The sequence below is a fragment of the Yersinia entomophaga genome (assembly GCF_001656035.1).
Classification (GTDB): Bacteria; Pseudomonadota; Gammaproteobacteria; order Enterobacterales; family Enterobacteriaceae; genus Yersinia; species Yersinia entomophaga.
The window spans coordinates 626,528-644,145 of sequence record NZ_CP010029.1 but is presented as its reverse complement, the minus strand read 5'-3'; the positions used below and the strand labels follow the sequence as shown (position 1 = coordinate 644,145).

Here is a 17,618-nt window from a genome sequence, read left to right as displayed (position 1 = left end):
ATTTTAACCACATTTCGGTTGGCATATCCGCGCAAAAATCAGCGCGTATTTATAAGGCAAAACGGACAATGCGCCTAACACATTGCCCGTTATTATAACTTATAGATATTCCGCAGGATTAGCTCGGCATGGCCTGCGGGTTACGCGGCAGGTGCTGATAAAAATCAGCCCACTGTGCGTAAGCCTCTGGCTGCTGCCAAATCTTCTGGTGCAGACGGGCAATCATGACCGGATCGCTCAACAGCTCCAAACGTTGCAGCTTCCCAAGCTTCGCTGGCCCCTGACTCAACGCCTGATTCACCTGTAACTCTCGCCCGTGCTCGATAATCTCTTTCGCCCGATGACGCGCCGTAGCCATTGCGCTTGCCAGTGCGTTATAAGACGGATTCATTACCGCGTGCAGGAAGCCGTCGGCCAAAGCTCGCTGGCGGTTAAGCTGAAGATATTCCTCGGTCGCGACCAATTCACGCGGCGGATTATATTCCTCGGGTATCAGGAACAGTTTGGCACGCTTACTGGCCATACCCAGCGTTCTGCGGCTAGACAGCACAGAAACCACCGGCGACAGAATCAGCGAGAACACAATCGGCGACAGCCACCACAGGAAACGAAGATCCAGCCAAGCCACACCACCGGCCCAAATCAGCCCCAACAACAGCTGCGGCCCATGACGCACCAGCGCTTCGCTCCACGGCGTGGCGTCATCGTCCCGCTGCGGTGAATTCCACTGAACCGACCAGCCGAGAAAAGCGCTGACCACAAATACCGTATGGAACAGCATACGGACCGGAGCCAGCAGCACCGAGAACAGCATTTCCAATAGCATCGAAAACAGCAGCCGAATGTTGCCACCGTATTCTTTCGCCCCTTTGGCCCAAATCAGAATGATGCTCAGCAATTTCGGCAGGAACAGCAATACCAAAGTGGTAGAGAACAGGCCAATCGCCAGCTCAGGCCGCCATTGTGGCCACACGGGGAACAGTTGGCGCGGCTGTAAGAAATACTGCGGCTCCATTAGGGTATGCACCACCTGTAACGCAGTGGACAGAACCAAAAACATAAACCACAGCGGCGCAGACAGATAAGACATCACGCCGGTCAGGAATACCGCCCGGTGTACCGGATGCATACCTTTCACCAGAAACAGGCGGAAGTTCATCAGGTTACCGTGGCACCAACGCCGATCGCGCTTTAGCTCGTCCAGCAGATTGGGCGGTAACTCTTCATAGCTACCCGGCAAATCGTAAGCGATCCACACGCCCCAACCAGCCCGACGCATTAAAGCGGCCTCAACGAAGTCATGGGACAAGATGGAACCTGCGAACGAACCTTCCCCCGGCAACGGTGCCAAGGCACAATGCTCGATAAAGGGTTTCACACGGATAATGGCGTTATGGCCCCAATAGTGCGATTCCCCCAGTTGCCAGTAATGCAGGCCGGCGGTAAACAGCGGGCCATAAACCCGAGTCGCAAATTGTTGCACCCGCGCATACAGCGTATCCATGCCAGAGGCTTTTGGCGCAGACTGAATAATACCGGCGTTAGGGTTAGCTTCCATCAGACGAACCAGCCCCGTCAGGCACTCACCGCTCATTACGCTATCGGCGTCCAGAATCACCATATAGCTATACTGACCACCCCAGCGACGGCAGAAATCATCGATATTGCCACTTTTCCGTTTCACCCGACGGCGACGGCGACGATAGAAAATCTTGCCGTGGCCATCGACATCCCGGCACAGCTCCAGCCAAGCTTTTTGTTCGGCCACGCAGATATCCGGATCGTAGCTGTCACTTAATACGTAAATATCGAAATGTTCCAATTGCCCGGTCGCCGCCACCGATTCGTAAGTCGCTCGCAAACCCGCGAAAACCCGCTCTACGTCTTCATTACAAATCGGCATGATCAACGCTGTACGATGGGATGGATTCAGCGGTTCATTGCCCACTACGCTGGCAGAGATGCTGTATTTATCCTTGCCAATAAGCAGCTGCAGGAAGCCCATCAGAGCGGTCCAGAAACCGGCCGAAACCCAGCAGAACAAGACGGCAAACAGAATCAGAATGCCGGTTTGCAACAGGTAAGGCAGCAGCTGCATCACCGATTGTTGCCAGTTTTGATTCCAGATTTCGATCGGGTCGATCAGCGCCCAGCCCTGGTAAGGCAAGATACTTTTCATATACACGGTGGCAATACTGGTTTGTACCAATATCAGCGCCAGCAGGATATAACGACGGATTGAACCCACCGCGCGCCATTTCCGCTCGGCGTCTGCCTGTTCCGGCGTAGCCGAACGTGAAACCGTGGTGCGACCGAGCAACGAATCCCAAAAGCGTGCCACCGGATTGGTGCGCCAGGCCTCCGGGAACATGCGCGAGCGCACGATCGGCGGCGTGGCGCTAATAACAGTACGCCCTTCTGCATCCACGGACAGTTTTTTACCGCCCTGCAATGCATCTGGCCAGCCAGCCAACAGGCGAGCCTTAACCGACGACAGTGCGGCATCGTTATCCGCCGCGCCGTGCGGTTCCGGCTGACCCGCCGCCAGTTGGTGATGCAACTGGGCCAGCGCGTCTTTATCGTTATCAGGCAACGCCGCCCGCAATGCCTTCTGCTGCTCAACAGTCAGGGGCAAGGCGGCGAGGTAATCCTGTAATGGACTCTGAGTTGACTTATTCATCGGCAGGTAGCTGATAGCTCCAGGTTTCTGTCAGGGTTTTGTCGCCGTTGACCAGCGCTGCGCGCATTTCGATCGGTTTCTTCTCATCTTTTACTTTGACCCGCAGCGTCAAGCGCCAGCCTTTGGTTTCCGGGTTATAACGTACGCTGTTTTCCAGCAGCTCACCGTTATCGCCAACGCTGACCTGAGAAGCCAGCGGCATATTCGGATCTAAGGAGCTTAATACCGGCCCGATAAAATCAACCAGGAAAGCCACGCTGCCGTCCGGTTCGCGAATCAAATTCGACTGTTTCACATCACCGGTAGAACGTAGGGTCTGTTTGACATAACCCACGTTGTCAGAATGCAGTTTGTCTTCATCGCGGGTAAAGTGCAGACGGTAATTAAGATCCAGCGAATGCTTAGCATCGGGCAGTACGTCCGGCGTCCAGAACGCCACAATATTGTCGTTGGTTTCATCCGCAGTTGGGATTTCCACCAGCTCGACTTTGCCTTTCCCCCAATCGCCCCGCGGTTCTACCCAGGCACTTGGGCGCAGATCGTAGCGGTCGTCCAAATCTTCATATTGAGAGAAAGCGCGGCCACGCTGCAATAAACCAAACCCCTTCGGATTTTCAACGGTATAGGTGCTGATAGACAGATGTTTTGGATTATTCAGCGGACGCCAGATCCATTCACCATTGCCCGCGTGAATAGATAAGCCGTTGGAATCATGCAGCGCCGGACGGTAATTCAATACCTTAGAAGGCTGACTCGGCCCGAACAGGAACATGCTGGTGAGTGGTGCAATGCCCAGTTTGGCGACTTTGTCGCGCAGGAATACCTTAGCCTGCACATCGATTGTGGTATCTCGGCCCGGATAAACGGTAAAACGGTAAGCACCGGTAGCGCGCGGGGAATCCAGCAGCGCGTAAATCACCAAATGTTTGTCGTTAGGCTTAGGTCGTTCAATCCAGAACTCGCGAAAACGAGGGAATTCCTCACCGGATGACAAAGCGGTATCAATCGCCAACCCGCGTGCAGACAGGCCATAAACCTGCCCTTTCCCAATCACCCGGAAATAGCTGGCACCCAACAGACTCATGACTTCGTCATTTTTATCGGCTTTATTCAGTGGATAAAGCACTTTGAAACCTGCAAAACCGAGGTTTTTCACCGAGTCAGGATCGTGTTTTACCGAACCAAAATTAAAGTAATCCGGACTGTACTTAATCGGTGTGACGCTTTTGGCGGTAATCTCATTGATTTGCACCGGCGTATCGAAGTACATGCCCTGATGATAAAACTCTAACTTAAAAGGTGTTTTCAGCTTATTCCAATAGGATTTATCGTGATTGAACTGAATTTGCTGATAATCGGCGAATTTCATCTCGCGAAATTGCGAAGGAAGGTTACTCTTGGGAGCATCAAAACTTTTATCCGCCAGATTCTGGGCTTTTTTTGCCACGTCATCCAAAGTAAAAGCTGAAACCGAACAAGAGAATAAAGATAACAAAATAGCAACACTCAGCCATTTAGCGCGATTCACACTCTGGCCTTTCGATAAAATATTAACTGGCACAATTCCCCCTTTACGGGTAATTAAATTCTTAAATCCATTTTAATGGATTATCCTGTCTGGCGACAATATGATAAATCCTGATTTCATGTTTATGGCTATTGTTTAAACGACGAACTAATCATTAAGCCTAGCAAGCCTCATTGCAATAGGCTATGGAAAAATAATAAACCTTATAGTAGGGTTTTACATTCCGCCTTATCCAGTGCCGATAAAATAAGCGCGTTATTCTCTCAATTATAACAACTAGCGAATATCTATGAAGAAAAGTACTAAACAACGAGAATATTTCCTGGACGCTATTCGCGCCTATTTGATGTTACTGGGGATTCCTTTTCATCTTTCGCTGATTTACTCCAGCCACCATTGGGCAGTAAACAGCAGTATCTCGTCGCCGTCTCTAACCTTGCTGAATGACTTTATCCACGCCTTTCGCATGCAGGTGTTCTTCGTTATCTCCGGTTACTTCTCTTTTATGCTGTATCAGCGCTATGAGCGGCGGCGCTGGCTGAAAGTTCGCCTAGAACGCGTGGCTATTCCATTAATCACCGCCATTCCATTGATTACCCTGCCGCAATTTTTTTTTGCTTAAACACTATACAAATAAATTACAGGAGTGGAATTCTTTTACACTTTATCAAAAAATAAATATTGCTATTTGGGAAGGCGTTTCCCACCTCTGGTTTTTGTTAACTTTGGCATTACTGACCTTAGCTGGCCTTTACCTGTTCAATAAGATTAAAAATATCAACCAATCACTTAACGGTAGGATTAATAAATTGAATAGTTTAGGAAGAATCTCACTGTTTTTCTTTCTCTTCTATTTATTATATTCTGTGGTTCGTAGAATAATATTTATACTCTCCCCAGAATTACTCTTTAATAGTGTTTTTAATTTTGTGGTTATGGAAACGCTGTTTTATGCGCCTTTCTTTATTCTCGGGGCCATGACTTTTAAATACCTTTGGCTAAAAGAAGTGTTTCTAAAGTTTTCACCGATGGCATTAATCGCTTCCGTTGTCCTATTGGCTGCCTATTGTATTAATCAACAAGTGTTTAACCCGGATTATTTTTCCTTCGAGCTGGATATCCTTATCAAAGCGCTGATGGGGATCACCATGACTAACGTGGTGTTTTCTTTGGGTTATCGTCTGCTTAACGCCTCATCGTCCGGCATTACCTATCTGGTTAACGCGTCGTTGTTCATTTATTTGGTGCATCATCCGTTAACCTTGATCTACGGCGCTCTTATCGCGCCGCATATTCAGAATAACGCTTTGGGCTTCCTAGTGGGCCTGCTGTTTGTCTGCCCTGTCGCCTTTTTGCTGTACGAAATTCATCTACGTATTCCGCTGCTAAAATTCTTGTTTTCCGGTAAAACAGCCAGCACTGTTTCCTCACAGCATAATGTTATTACCAAGTAATATGGTTGTGGCAATATCGTTAACCACTTAAAACCATTACACTGTCTACCCCTTGCAAAACAAGATGGGGCAGCAACACCTCACTGTATGCCCGTTAATCGGGCATTCTTACCGAGCAACAATCATTGGGATAAGCTTCGCTCGCAGTGATATGACAGAGGATTTGTGATGAGTACACCAGACACTACCGGGAAAAACCTGACGAATGATGCCGATATCAGCGCCGAGTTTTCCACCCTTTTTGCCTTGGTCAATCGACTCAGCAGCGCGTTGGACGGCTCCATTAACGGAAAAGATCGCAGCGTGTTGGTCAATGAGCTTTCACAACTGACCTTTTCAGAAGTGCCGAACCCCGAACGCGCCATAGTGACCGAATTAGTCAAACGCACTCTGGTCACCCTCGATCGGGCATAACGCTTTGCCTGTGCTCACCCGCTGCACCATCGGCACGGGTGAGCCGCTTCTGCTCCTGATTTCCTCGCTCAGCTCCGCTTAATTCTTCCTCAATGGGATAAAACACTTTTTTTTCCCGATTGGGCCAGAGAGATAGTTCAAAAATACAAATTTAACACCTTGAATTAGGTCATATCTTAGCTTTTAACTGCGCTTTTCTGTGTATAATTAACTTGTTTCATCCATAACCCGCCATTTATGCATAAACCAGGAGATCCCCCACCGTGGACGCGACCACTATTAACAGTCTCTTTTTAATCGGCGCAGTACTGGTGGGCGCAAGTATCTTACTCAGTTCACTCTCATCCCGTTTAGGTATCCCGATTTTAGTTATCTTCCTCGCCATCGGCATGCTGGCCGGCGGTGACGGTATCGGCGGTATTCCTTTTGATAATTATCCGGCCGCCTATCTGGTCAGTAACTTGGCGCTAGCGGTGATTTTGCTGGACGGCGGGATGCGCACCCGAGCTTCATCATTCCGCGTAGCTTTATGGCCAGCGTTATCTTTAGCGACCGTTGGAGTGATGATTACCGCGGGATTAACCGGTCTGGCCGCGGCCTGGCTATTTGATCTGGATATCATCCAGGGGATGTTAATTGGCGCAATTATAGGTTCTACCGACGCAGCGGCCGTTTTCTCACTATTAGGGGGAAAAGGGTTAAACGAACGCGTCAGCGCTACGCTGGAGATCGAATCTGGCAGCAACGATCCTATGGCGGTCTTCCTGACCATCACGCTGATAGCGATGATTTCCGCCGGCGAAACCAGCCTAAGCTGGATGTTCATCATACATTTACTGCAACAGTTCGGGCTGGGCATTATCCTGGGCCTGCTGGGCGGTAGTCTGCTGCTGCTGCTGATTAACCGCATTGAGTTAGCCAACGGTCTATATCCGCTACTGGCCGTCAGCGGCGGTATCATGATTTTTGCGTTAACCACTGCGCTAAATGGCAGCGGCATTCTGGCCGTTTACCTGTGTGGGCTGATGCTGGGCAACCGCCCTATCCGCAACCGTTCCGGGATCTTGCAAACCTTTGACGGTCTAGCGTGGCTCAGTCAGATTGGGATGTTCCTGGTATTGGGGCTACTGCTCAATCCGAGTGATTTACTGCCGATCGCCATTCCGGCGCTGATTTTATCCCTGTGGATGATTTTGTTCGCTCGCCCGCTGTCGGTATTTATCGGGCTGCTGCCTTTCCGTAGCTTTAACCTACGTGAACGTATTTTTATCTCTTGGGTAGGTCTGCGCGGTGCTGTGCCGGTGATTTTAGCGGTATTCCCAATGATGGCTGGCCTGCCAAACGCCCATTTATTCTTTAACGTCGCTTTCTTTGTGGTGCTGGTTTCTTTGCTATTACAAGGCACCAGTTTGTCCTTTGCGGCCAGGAAAACCAAACTGGTGGTTCCCCCAGCTCTGGCACCGATTTCCCGCGTCGGGCTAGATATTGATATGAACCGTCAATGGGAACAGTTCATCTATCAGCTTAGCTCGGAAAAATGGTGCATTGGTGCGGCGCTGCGCGATCTGAAAATGCCGCGGGGCACTCGAATTGCAGCGTTATTTCGCGGTAAAGACTTACTGCACCCAACCGGTAGCACCCGACTGAAAGAAGGCGATATTCTGTGTGTAATCGGTCAGGAACACGATTTGCCAGCGCTGGGTAAGTTATTTAGCCAATCGCCTACTATCACTCTGGATGAGCGCTTCTTCGGTGACTTCATTTTGGAAGCTGATGCACGACTCAATGATATCTCTAATATTTATGGATTAAATCTGGAAGACGGAATTGATGGCCAGCAAACCTTGGGTCAGTTTGTGATCTATTTATTGGGCGGAGAACCGGTTATCGGTGACCAGATCGAATGGGATGGCCTGACCTGGACTATTGCTGAAATGGATAATGACCGCGTCACTAAAGTTGGCGTAAAAATTATCACCGAGAAAGCCTGACCGTTATTTTAGCGGCTGATATTTTCTCAGCCGCCAATTCTATCTGATAAAAATCTTAACGCCGCTGGCAGTGATTGTTGTCGCCAGCGGTCATTTGCAAACCCTGCCCTTTTCTCTCCGTTGGTTTTTATATCATTCGGCTAATTTGCCGCGGCCGTTTCAATAGAAATGGCAGAACTTGGCAAACCGAAAATCCGATCAAACAACCCGTTAAAAATGAAGGTATAGCAAGGTATTAGCACAATGAGCGCCAAATCCAGATAGAAAGCTTCCAGCAAACTGATGTTCATCCACCAGGCGATTAACGGAATCAAATACACCACCAGCGTCAGTTGAAAGCCAATGGCGTGCAGCACCCGCCGTTTAACCGTGCGCGTCCGGCTGAGCTGGCGGCTTTCCCAAAACTCGAAAATATAGTTATAAACAAAGTTCCAACTCACCGCGATAGTCGTAATCATCACCGAAAGCGGGCCTGTATTTCCCGGCGAAGTCCCTGATAGCAAAGCCAACCCCAAAGCCGAAATCACCAGCCCAATAATTTCATATGCCGTGACGTACACCAGCTTTCTTTTTAACCCTTGCATAACCACCTCATTATTATTCGCTGATGAGCAATCTCCGTCGCCCATCGATTAAGGCCGCCAAGATATCGTCATTCGTACTGACATTAAAAGTTAGCTATTATCAGTTTTACTGATAGGAGGACGAATGAATTTTTCCAGTGAAAATATCGAGTTATTTTTAGCCGTTATCGACCGAGGGTCCTTCTCGGCGGCGGCCAGAGCCTTACACCGCGTACCGTCAGCGGTCAGCATGGGCATTGCTAATATGGAGGCCGAGCTTGGGTTTCCGCTGTTCGACCGTCGCTCCCGCGAACCAATCCCGACGCCATTGGCATTAGCACTGGAGCCACAGGCGCGAATAATCGCTCAGCAGCTTCAGCAGCTACGGGTTCACGCCGTCGAATTATCTCAAGGATTGGAAAGCACGTTTGCTTTAGCTATGGCGGCGGAAGTGGATAAAACACCGGTTCTGGCGGCGTTGAAAATTCTGTCTCAACGTTATCCTCTGCTGAATATCGAGGTGCTCAGCGCGCCGCAGGATGATGTGTTACATATGTTGCACTGCGGCAGAGTCAGCGTGGCGCTGGCCTTCGGCGGGCTAAGCATCAACGTGCAGGAACAATTTCAATACGTGGGCAGTGAATCATTGATTGCCACTATTTCAGCTCGCCACTGGGCGGCAGAAAATGCCAATGATGCACTTTATATTGAAGATTTAGTCACCATTCGCCAGATCATCGTTGCCAGCATGAGCCACCCTATCAGCGATACTCGTCCGCTGGTTGCAGGCAGCTATTGGCGAACCGACACGCTGGCTATGGCATTGGGCATGGTAGAAGCCGGTTTGGGTTGGGGCAATCTACCTTTTTCATTGATCGAACCCTTACTAAAACAAGGACATTTGAAACAACTGCATTTTAAAAATACCAAAAACGAGCTGAAATTACCGATTCACGCCGTTTGGCTAAAGAATCAGTCGCTAAATAAAGCCGCGCGGGAATTTGTGCAATTGATGAGCCAGTAAACTGACATGACAGCGCCGTACAAATAATGAGCTACATTTATAGGAGCCCATTCTGGGTGACATACAGTTACATCTGATTTTTTCTCTGCTTTTATTCGCCCTGAGGTAATAAAAATGGAATCACTTCCTACCAGAGATCCTGAGAACGGCCCGCCAAATAAACGACGTTCATTATTAAAAGCGGCCATTGGCATGTCAGCACTAAGCATCACCGGTGCCATTGGTTTAACCAGCCCCGGAGTAACCTATGCCGCAGCGCTGACCAAAGAAGAAAGAGATAAACTCACTCCAGACCAGATTATTCAAGGTTTGAAAGACGGTAATATCCGTTTCCGACACGGAAAAATGCAGCAACACGATTATTTAGCGCAAAAACGCGCCAGCGCCAGTGGGCAATTTCCCTCGGCGGTCATATTAAGCTGTATTGACTCCCGCGCTCCGGCTGAAATTGTTTTTGATACCGGAATTGGTGAAACATTTAATGGACGAATCGCCGGCAACATTGCCAATAACGATCTCCTCGGTAGCCTGGAATTTGCCTGTGCTGTAGCCGGTGCCAAAGTGATTCTGGTATTGGGGCATACCGCCTGCGGTGCTATCCGCGGAGCCATTGATAATGTTGAGCTGGGGAATTTAACCGGGTTACTGGCACAAATAAAACCGGCCATTGCGGCAACAGAATATAGCGGCGACCGCTCGGGCAATAACGCCGCTTTCGTGGATGCGGTAGCGAAAACTAACGTAGAGAACACGATAAAAACTATTCGTGAGCGCAGCGATATTTTGAATAAGCTGGAAAAAGAAGGAAAAATCAAGATTATCGGAGCCATGTACCAATTAGACGGCGGGGCAGTCGATTTTATCCAGATATAACAGCCGCATGACGCTTTCCCTTCAAACAGGCAGTAGCGTTCTTTTATTGTGAAAATGTTATTGTGAATGTTTTATTGCAGGTATTGATAGCGAGATTATCCGCTAAGCAAATAAAACAGTCTTCTGTTTGAAGGGAATATTTGTGCATAGCGACAACAAATGATGAAATGCAAACACGCGTTTACGGTAAAAATAGATCGTAACGTTCAATCAGGAAATATTGGATTTTAGAGAGGTCAATAAAGAGTAAAACCAAGAGATAACCAAGAAGTGAATGGCGGAGGAGGAGAGATTCGAACTCTCGAACGGTTTCCCGTCGACGGTTTTCAAGACCGTTGCCTTCAGCCACTCGGCCACCCCTCCGCAATGAGGCGCACTATAAACAGCGCGACCTGGCTTGTAAAGCCTGATTTGGTTTAATTGGACAAAAATCCGTCACCACGGCAACGAAAGCCGAATTTATCGTCAGCTTGATGAAAAATGGCGCATTGCGGTTTATCTTTGCAGTCCACTGCCACTTTCCTGTTTATCGCAGACATTTTTGGGATACCGACGAATATTTGCTAAATTAACCGCTGATTTGGTTTTTTGCATAATTGAGGCCGTATGTTGGAGTTTGAAGGTCGGATAATTGATACCGATGCTCAGGGGTATTTGAAGAATAGCGATGACTGGTCTGAAAGTCTGGCTCCTATTTTAGCCGCGCAGGAAGACATCACCCTAACCGAGCCGCATTGGGAAGTGGTTCGCTTTGTCCGAGCGTTTTATCAGGAGTTTAATACCTCGCCAGCAATTCGCATGTTGGTCAAAGCCATGGCGCAAAAATACGGCGAGGAGAAAGGCAATAGCCGCTACCTCTACCGCCTTTTTCCAAAAGGCCCGGCGAAACAGGCCACCAAGATTGCAGGTTTACCTAAACCGGTAAAATGTATTTGATCGTTCAGATCTGTTACTCACTGCATAAACTGACCGGCCTAATGGCCGGCGGTTTAATAACGAATCTTGAAGCCTTCAAATACTTCAACCGCTCTGGGTTCCGTCAACACCCGATCCACTCTTGCCCCCCGAGGCCCGCCCTGCCGCAGCCACGCCATCAGCTCTTCCACTGATTCTGACTCACCGCAGGCAATCACTTCAACGCTACCGTCATCCATGTTTTTCGCATAACCGGTGATACCGCGACTAACCGCTTCATGTTGGGTACAAAAACGGAACCCCACGCCCTGAACCACACCGTAAACATAGGCCGCGATACAGACTTTTGGCATATTTATTCCCTCATTTTTATTTTTAGTGCATATATTCCGATACCAAACTTTATTCCGATACCAAACTTATTATCGCTACTTTTCTGTTATCTCACCGCAACCATCTCATTATGGCCTTAGGCTCGTCTCACGCCAAATACAGTCAGAACAATTAATATTATTGACGTATTCCCAGATCCAATTCCGGCATAGTCAAGCGCAGATCTATCCAACGCCCTGTGGGATTATCGAACGGTTGGCCATCGTTGAAGTACAATAGATCCCTGCGCAATTTCGTAAATCGAAACCAAGGTAATACTCCAATTTTAGCTATAAAAAAACCGGTCTAAGCCAGCAGAGATGAGTGATAAAGTTCGAAATCTCAATTCCTTGAGAAGGGTTTTCATCCCTGCGATTTTGGTTAGCTCATCCCTAACCGTTGAGTAAGACTTGCATGAGCAAATCTGAACAGAGGGCTTCCTGCGCCTCCAGCGGTTGTTATCCTAAGGTATTAATTAAACACCTATTTATTCGCAGCATTCGCCGCTTATCGCACTCCCCATCGCTGTAGCGCTCATTTTCTTACCGGTATCACCATCACAGAGCGTTAGCACGCCAACTACGTCAAAATAAGCCGTATATTCAAGCCCCTCCAGTCCGTGATGACCGCCCACCAAAGCTAGAGTCAGCGCCGCACCGCCAGCGGAGGACGCCAGAAGTTTGTTACGTAGAGCGGGAGCCATTAGATTTCTCCTTTAACTGAAATTCTTTTCGCTTGTAGTGCCAGTTCACGCCAACGGCTCCAATCTTGCAGACAATTCCGATGATAATTGCCCATTCGTTCAACGAAAGCTCGCCCAACGCGGCCGTCAAACCACCAAGCCAGCAAGACAACTCACTGACATATTTATCCATTCGCATAGCCTCCTCCCCCTGCCGGTCTGGCTGGGCATTTTTAAGATTCAGGTGTCAACAGGAATAGCTCTCCGCCACGGCTCCTCGCGTTACGGGGGCGTGTAGACGTTGGAGTTTGACGGAGAGCCAGATACGAAAAAGCCCCGCAGAAGCGAGGCCTTGATTGACTCATCCTGGCATCCGTTGGAGATGCTGGATTTGATATTTGGGGTGAATCAGGGTGATCACCGCTTTACTTAATATATCTACCTCAGTCTGCATCAGGAAAACAGATGAGCTGCGAGATACAATGATATTCACTAAGTACCTATAAATGCAAAAAGCCCCGGTGGTTAACCCGAGGCCTTTCTCTGATGAGCCTTTATAAGTAGCCCACTATGAGAAGCAGTTTACCCCAATTTTCGGAAAAATAAATAGCTAACGATAAAATAATTCACTATTTTTTCATTAGCTATTTAATTGCTTTACTCAATAAGTTACTGGCGCGGACTTCTTCCTGCTCCAACTGGCCAATCAGCGAATCGTAAAATGGCTTAATGCTTTTATCCCAGGTTGCGGCACTGATGGCGTTAGTCAGCGAACTCACTGCCCGAAATGCGGTTGATGCCGGAATTCGCTCGTACCCGCGACCGCGGCAACGCTGACAATCGCGCTTTACTGGAAGGCCCTGTTTCTCGGTCTCTTTTTGATCCACAACGACACCGCGGCCACGGCAATCCCGGCAGGCAACGGAAACCACGCCTTTTCCCCAACACTGGCTGCAAATAACCTGAGTAGGCTGGCTATAGGCTCTCTTTTCCCGATCTTTCGCCGTTGCTACCCTATCGATAACGAACCTTTTCCCCTTACAACAAGAACATTCCTCAACGCCTGAGGCGCTGCGGCAATAATCCTGATAGGCAAAACCCGCCAGCTTCTGTACGACTTTCACTTTAACCCTGCCATCCAGCTTACGTAAGGCTGCCACCTTATCGCATTGGGTCATGCCATATTGAGTGAGTAACTGAATCGCATCTTTGGCATCACCAGCACTTAAACCCAGCTTCCCTGAATAGGCTTTAAACCCGAGTTCAGCCTTGGACTGACACAGGCCGAAAGCTCCCATCACATCGGCGCCGGTCAATATATCGCCCGTCGCACCAGGGCTATCGGTGAAAGATTGTGATTTACAGAATAGATACTTTGTCGCTGATTCCAGGTTCATATTGCTTTCCTCGCCTGCACGCCCATCCGTAGATAGACGTAAATAAAAATCTATGCCGCTCCTTGACGTATCCCTACGCCGGACCGCAACGTTCTCAGTTCTTACTAGCGGTCAGGGTTCCCTATCCTTACTCCTCGTAAACCCTTGTGTTGGCAACGCTCTTGTCGCGTTAGCTCAGCCAATCACCTTGCCTCGCAGACTATCGTCCATAGCTATTTGGCTCCGTCACTCTGGAATCCAGCAATGTCGGTATCACGTCGCTAACCTGGTTGAACAACACGCCTACCCATTTTAAACGCCGCTCGACCCTATGAAACCACACGACACTTGCATCATCGCCAGACGCTGTTTGCTTCACAGGTCTTCTCCGTATGAATAAATACCCATTAATAATACCGCAAGTATTTATCAAATCAATATCTGCGGTATTGTTATTTTAATAGCTCTGGTATTAGAATGAGTGAATGGAAAAGAAAAAACCGCTCACGCCCGAACAGATCGAAGACGCGATGCGTTTGAAATCTCTTTATGAGGCAAAGAAAAAATCGCTGCATATCACCCAACAGGCGATAGCCGATGACCTTGACGTCAGCCAAGGCGCGATTGGCCATTACCTGAACGGCCGGAATCCATTAAACACCAAGGTCGCGGCGGCATTTGCCAAACATCTTCAGGTCTCTATTGCCGATTTCAGTCCTACGTTAGCCAAAGAGGCCGCCCTGCTTGGAGAGAATGCCAATTCGAATAACGTGAGTTATCTTGGGCAAAAATCTACGGTTGGCACCTTCCCGCTGATTAGCTGGGTGAGCGCCGGGAGCTGGCTGGAAGCGGTAGAACCCTATCGCAGAGATGAAATTGATATTTGGCCTGACACCACGGTAAATGCCAGCCCCGGTTCTTTCTGGCTACGGGTGAAAGGTGACTCCATGACCGCGCCAACGGGGTTTACCGTGCCCGAAGGAATGATTATTTTAGTCGATCCAGAGAAGGAGCCGGTCAGCGGAAAACTGGTGGTGGCCAAGCTGGAAAATGAAAACGAAGCGACGTTCAAACAGTTTATGACCGATGCTGGACGTAAGTACCTTAAGGCATTAAACCCGCATCATCCGCCGACTATTATCAACGGAAACTGTAAAATTATCGGCGTTGTGGTGGATATCAAATGGGAACATATTCCTTAATACCCAAAGCCTATAGATAAAACCACCGATTGTTATCAGAAGCAAAAAGGCAATCCTGCGGTGATTTATCATAAAAATAAATGGCTTAAGCCGGAATAAAAATCTGTTAATACATTTCTTTTACACCGGCTTGAGTGATAAATTACGCTTTCATCTCACCATTTTAATATTTCTATATTAAAATTTAATACATCCACACTCATAGCGTTCCCATCCGCCAAAGTAGTGACTCATCTCATATTACTATATGATTGTGGCCTAATTTTTGATTGATAATATGTTATCAATCCCAACGAATTGATTATAAAAGATTATTATGAACCGTGTAATTCTCGCTATGGGACGCGAAAAGTCCCTGCTCCGCCGTCATCCTTGGGTATTTTCTGGCGCCGTTGAACGTGTTGAAGGCAAACCGCTTCCTGGGGAAACCGTTGATATTATGGACAGCCGAGGTAAATGGCTGGCCCGTGGCGCGTATTCGCCAGAGTCACAGCTGCGTGCCCGCGTTTGGACTTTCCAACAGGACGAAGCCGTTGACAACGATTTCTTTATCCGCCGCTTACAGCAAGCGCAAAGCTGGCGGGACTGGATTGCGAAGCGCGACGGTCTGGACAGCTATCGCCTGATTGCCGGTGAATCTGATGGTTTGCCTGGCGTCACCATCGATCGTTTCCAAAACTTCTTTGTTCTACAACTGTTGTCTGCCGGTGCTGAATACCAGCGTGGTGCCTTGATCAACGCGCTACAGCATTGCTATCCGGAGTGTTCCATTTACGATCGTTCCGACGTATCGGTTCGTAAAAAAGAAGGTATGGAACTGACCCAAGGTCCTATTTTGGGGGATATTCCACCAGCACTGCTACCGATTCAGGAACACGGCATGAAACTGCTGGTCGATATCCAGCAGGGTCATAAAACCGGTTTTTATCTGGATCAGCGCGATAGCCGTTTGGCCGCTCGCAATTATGCCAAAGGCCGCCGCGTACTCAACTGTTTCTCATACACTGGCGCGTTCGCCGTTTCAGCCCTTATGGGCGGATGCGAGCAGGTTATCAGCGTGGATACCTCACAGGCGGCGCTGGATATCGCTAAACAAAACGTGGAATTGAACCAGCTTGATCTGAGCAAAGCCGAATTTGTTCGTGATGATGTGTTCCAACTGCTGCGGAATTACCGCACGCAAGGGGAAAAATTCGACATGATCATTATGGATCCGCCGAAGTTTGTCGAAAATAAAAATCAGTTGGCCAGCGCTTGCCGTGGTTATAAAGACATCAATATGTTAGCGCTACAGTTACTGCGTCCAGGCGGCATTTTGCTGAGCTTCTCCTGTTCAGGATTAATGCCAAATGATTTGTTCCAAAAAATTCTGGCCGATGCCGCGCTAGATGCAGGTTGTGATATACAATTTGTAGAGCAGTTCCGTCAGGCGGCCGACCATCCGGTTATCGCAACCTATCCGGAAGGTTTGTATCTGAAAGGTTTTGCCTGTCGAGTGATGTAACGTGAAGGTGATGTAACTTGAAATGTCCTGCGCTGCCCTCATATCAGAAGGCAGCGAAATGTTTTTCAGGAGGTTACTATGATCGCCAGCAAATTCGGTATTGGCCAGCAAGTTCGCCATAAACTACTCGGTTATTTGGGTGTTGTTATCGATATAGATCCCGAATATTCCTTGGATCAACCTCAACCTGAAGACGTCGTTAATAGCGATACTCTGCGATTAGCGCCTTGGTATCACGTTGTTATGGAGGACGATCGCGGTCAGGCGATACATACTTATCTGGCAGAGGCTCAGTTGGCCTATGAAGTACAGGAAGCTCATCCTGATCAACCTTCATTAGACGAATTGGCGGTTTCTATTCGCGATCAGTTACAGGCACCGAGATTACGGAACTAAGGCTTATCGCCTAAACGTTAAACCTGATGAAAACCCAACCTCAGCGTTGGGTTTTTTTATCGTTTCTTTCCATTTCCTTGCCCTGACGCCAAGACAGCTTATTGAGATAGCGCATGCAATGATTTTAGGCTTTTTCCAAACCCAGGCGCGGAATCTCAATTTTCGGGCAACGATCCATCACCACTTTAAGACCCGCATCGGCCGCTAGCACCGCCGCTTGTTCATTAATCACACCAATCTGCAACCACAACACCTTGGCGCCAATGGTGATGGCCTCCTGCGCGATGCCGTAAGCCGCTTCGGCGTTACGAAACACATCCACCATATCAACCGGATGAGGGATATCCGCCAGTTGACCGTAGGCCGTTTGCCCCAATAAAGTTTGCCCCGCCAGCTTCGGACTCACGGGAATCACCTGATATCCCTGAGAAAGCAGGTAAGCCATCACGCCATAGCTTGGGCGACCAGGATTATTACTGGCTCCGACTAATGCGATAGTTTTGGTTTTTTTGAGTACCTCAGCAATATCATTGTCATGCATATTTCAGTTCCTCTGATGTGCATAATAAATAGAACTTATTTCACCGGTTCGTGTCCCAAAAGAGCGCGGGATCGGGTCGATTATCTCAGTGTATATCATCAGC

At 48.6% G+C, this 17,618-nt stretch carries 16 protein-coding genes, 1 tRNA gene and 1 pseudogene; 9 read left to right on the top strand and 9 right to left on the bottom strand.

Features of this window, described 5'->3' with window-relative positions; genetic code table 11:
- Positions 1–118 precede the first annotated feature (118 nt).
- The gene (gene mdoH, locus PL78_RS02980; RefSeq protein WP_064512997.1) at positions 119–2,680 is read right to left on the bottom strand and encodes a glucans biosynthesis glucosyltransferase MdoH; all 2,562 of its coding nucleotides are present in this window, start codon (positions 2,678–2,680) and stop codon (positions 119–121) included.
- Positions 2,673–4,190, bottom strand: a complete 1,518-nt coding sequence (locus tag PL78_RS02975) for a glucan biosynthesis protein G (RefSeq protein ID WP_371112903.1) — start codon at positions 4,188–4,190, stop codon at positions 2,673–2,675. Before PL78_RS02975 ends, mdoH begins: the two co-directional genes overlap by 8 nt.
- Before the next feature lie 307 nt (positions 4,191–4,497).
- Here PL78_RS02975 and mdoC point away from each other — a divergent pair.
- The 3 genes and pseudogenes from mdoC (at position 4,498) to PL78_RS02960 (ending at position 8,067) form a co-directional block, all read left to right on the top strand.
- Positions 4,498–5,662: pseudogene (gene mdoC, locus PL78_RS02970) on the top strand (glucans biosynthesis protein MdoC).
- Positions 5,663–5,830: 168 nt separating this feature from the next.
- A complete protein-coding gene (locus PL78_RS02965) occupies positions 5,831–6,076 on the top strand; it encodes a hypothetical protein (RefSeq protein WP_064512994.1) in 246 nt (81 codons plus the stop codon).
- Positions 6,077–6,339: 263 nt separating this feature from the next.
- Entirely contained in the window at positions 6,340–8,067 is a 1,728-nt protein-coding gene (locus tag PL78_RS02960) for a potassium/proton antiporter (protein WP_064512993.1), read from the top strand.
- 140 nt (positions 8,068–8,207) lie between these two features.
- Here PL78_RS02960 and PL78_RS02955 read toward each other — a convergent pair whose 3' ends face one another.
- Positions 8,208–8,651: a PACE efflux transporter gene (locus tag PL78_RS02955; protein ID WP_064512990.1), complete on the bottom strand. Its 444-nt coding sequence runs from the start codon at positions 8,649–8,651 to the stop codon at positions 8,208–8,210.
- Between the two features lie 124 nt (positions 8,652–8,775).
- On the opposite strand from PL78_RS02955, the gene PL78_RS02950 reads away from it, so the two are divergent.
- Complete coding sequence (locus PL78_RS02950; RefSeq protein WP_064512988.1) at positions 8,776–9,654, top strand: LysR family transcriptional regulator; 879 nt, start codon at positions 8,776–8,778, stop codon at positions 9,652–9,654.
- 114 nt (positions 9,655–9,768) lie between these two features.
- Positions 9,769–10,527, top strand: coding sequence for a carbonic anhydrase (locus PL78_RS02945; protein ID WP_064512987.1), 759 nt, complete (start codon positions 9,769–9,771; stop codon positions 10,525–10,527).
- 275 nt (positions 10,528–10,802) lie between these two features.
- Here PL78_RS02945 and PL78_RS02940 read toward each other — a convergent pair.
- Positions 10,803–10,890 (bottom strand) — tRNA-Ser (locus PL78_RS02940).
- A gap of 243 nt (positions 10,891–11,133) precedes the next feature.
- On the opposite strand from PL78_RS02940, the gene tusE reads away from it, so the two are divergent.
- On the top strand, positions 11,134–11,463 hold the full coding sequence (tusE, locus tag PL78_RS02935; protein ID WP_049596459.1) for a sulfurtransferase TusE: 330 nt from the start codon (positions 11,134–11,136) through the stop codon (positions 11,461–11,463).
- Positions 11,464–11,516: 53 nt separating this feature from the next.
- Here tusE and yccX read toward each other — a convergent pair whose 3' ends face one another.
- The 4 genes from yccX to PL78_RS02915 form a co-directional block, all read right to left on the bottom strand.
- The gene (yccX, locus tag PL78_RS02930) at positions 11,517–11,795 is read right to left on the bottom strand and encodes an acylphosphatase (RefSeq protein ID WP_064512985.1); all 279 of its coding nucleotides are present in this window, start codon (positions 11,793–11,795) and stop codon (positions 11,517–11,519) included.
- A gap of 506 nt (positions 11,796–12,301) precedes the next feature.
- Positions 12,302–12,517: a lysozyme family protein gene (locus tag PL78_RS02925; protein WP_064512982.1), complete on the bottom strand. Its 216-nt coding sequence runs from the start codon at positions 12,515–12,517 to the stop codon at positions 12,302–12,304.
- A complete protein-coding gene (locus tag PL78_RS02920) occupies positions 12,498–12,695 on the bottom strand; it encodes a phage holin family protein (RefSeq protein ID WP_064512980.1) in 198 nt (65 codons plus the stop codon). Before PL78_RS02920 ends, PL78_RS02925 begins: the two co-directional genes overlap by 20 nt.
- Positions 12,696–13,140: 445 nt before the next feature.
- Positions 13,141–13,893, bottom strand: a complete 753-nt coding sequence (locus PL78_RS02915; protein WP_064512978.1) for an antitermination protein Q — start codon at positions 13,891–13,893, stop codon at positions 13,141–13,143.
- Positions 13,894–14,357: 464 nt separating this feature from the next.
- Here PL78_RS02915 and PL78_RS02910 point away from each other — a divergent pair, with 464 nt between their 5' ends.
- From PL78_RS02910 to hspQ, 3 genes are all read left to right on the top strand, one after another.
- Positions 14,358–15,074 (top strand): LexA family protein, encoded by a 717-nt coding sequence (locus tag PL78_RS02910; RefSeq protein WP_064512976.1) that lies wholly within the window; start codon positions 14,358–14,360, stop codon positions 15,072–15,074.
- A 316-nt stretch (positions 15,075–15,390) separates the two neighbouring features.
- Positions 15,391–16,578 (top strand): 23S rRNA (cytosine(1962)-C(5))-methyltransferase RlmI, encoded by a 1,188-nt coding sequence (rlmI, locus tag PL78_RS02905; RefSeq protein WP_064512974.1) that lies wholly within the window; start codon positions 15,391–15,393, stop codon positions 16,576–16,578.
- Positions 16,579–16,656: 78 nt separating this feature from the next.
- Complete coding sequence (gene hspQ / locus PL78_RS02900; RefSeq protein WP_064512972.1) at positions 16,657–16,974, top strand: heat shock protein HspQ; 318 nt, start codon at positions 16,657–16,659, stop codon at positions 16,972–16,974.
- A gap of 124 nt (positions 16,975–17,098) precedes the next feature.
- On the opposite strand, the gene PL78_RS02895 is transcribed toward hspQ, so the two are convergent.
- Positions 17,099–17,515: a CoA-binding protein gene (locus PL78_RS02895; RefSeq protein ID WP_064512970.1), complete on the bottom strand. Its 417-nt coding sequence runs from the start codon at positions 17,513–17,515 to the stop codon at positions 17,099–17,101.
- Positions 17,516–17,618: the final 103 nt, after the last annotated feature.

Bases quoted from the DNA above. Each gene is read 5' to 3' on its own strand.
- mdoH (WP_064512997.1), bottom strand. From the start codon at position 2,680: ATGAATAAGTCAACTCAGAGTCCATTACAGGATTACCTCGCCGCCTTG.
- PL78_RS02965 (WP_064512994.1), top strand. From the start codon at position 5,831: ATGAGTACACCAGACACTACCGGGAAAAACCTGACGAATGATGCCGAT.
- PL78_RS02955 (WP_064512990.1), bottom strand. From the start codon at position 8,651: ATGCAAGGGTTAAAAAGAAAGCTGGTGTACGTCACGGCATATGAAATT.
- PL78_RS02950 (WP_064512988.1), top strand. From the start codon at position 8,776: ATGAATTTTTCCAGTGAAAATATCGAGTTATTTTTAGCCGTTATCGAC.
- PL78_RS02945 (WP_064512987.1), top strand. From the start codon at position 9,769: ATGGAATCACTTCCTACCAGAGATCCTGAGAACGGCCCGCCAAATAAA.
- tusE (WP_049596459.1), top strand. From the start codon at position 11,134: ATGTTGGAGTTTGAAGGTCGGATAATTGATACCGATGCTCAGGGGTAT.
- yccX (WP_064512985.1), bottom strand. From the start codon at position 11,795: ATGCCAAAAGTCTGTATCGCGGCCTATGTTTACGGTGTGGTTCAGGGC.
- PL78_RS02925 (WP_064512982.1), bottom strand. From the start codon at position 12,517: ATGGCTCCCGCTCTACGTAACAAACTTCTGGCGTCCTCCGCTGGCGGT.
- PL78_RS02920 (WP_064512980.1), bottom strand. From the start codon at position 12,695: ATGCGAATGGATAAATATGTCAGTGAGTTGTCTTGCTGGCTTGGTGGT.
- PL78_RS02915 (WP_064512978.1), bottom strand. From the start codon at position 13,893: ATGAACCTGGAATCAGCGACAAAGTATCTATTCTGTAAATCACAATCT.
- PL78_RS02910 (WP_064512976.1), top strand. From the start codon at position 14,358: ATGGAAAAGAAAAAACCGCTCACGCCCGAACAGATCGAAGACGCGATG.
- rlmI (WP_064512974.1), top strand. From the start codon at position 15,391: ATGAACCGTGTAATTCTCGCTATGGGACGCGAAAAGTCCCTGCTCCGC.
- hspQ (WP_064512972.1), top strand. From the start codon at position 16,657: ATGATCGCCAGCAAATTCGGTATTGGCCAGCAAGTTCGCCATAAACTA.
- PL78_RS02895 (WP_064512970.1), bottom strand. From the start codon at position 17,515: ATGCATGACAATGATATTGCTGAGGTACTCAAAAAAACCAAAACTATC.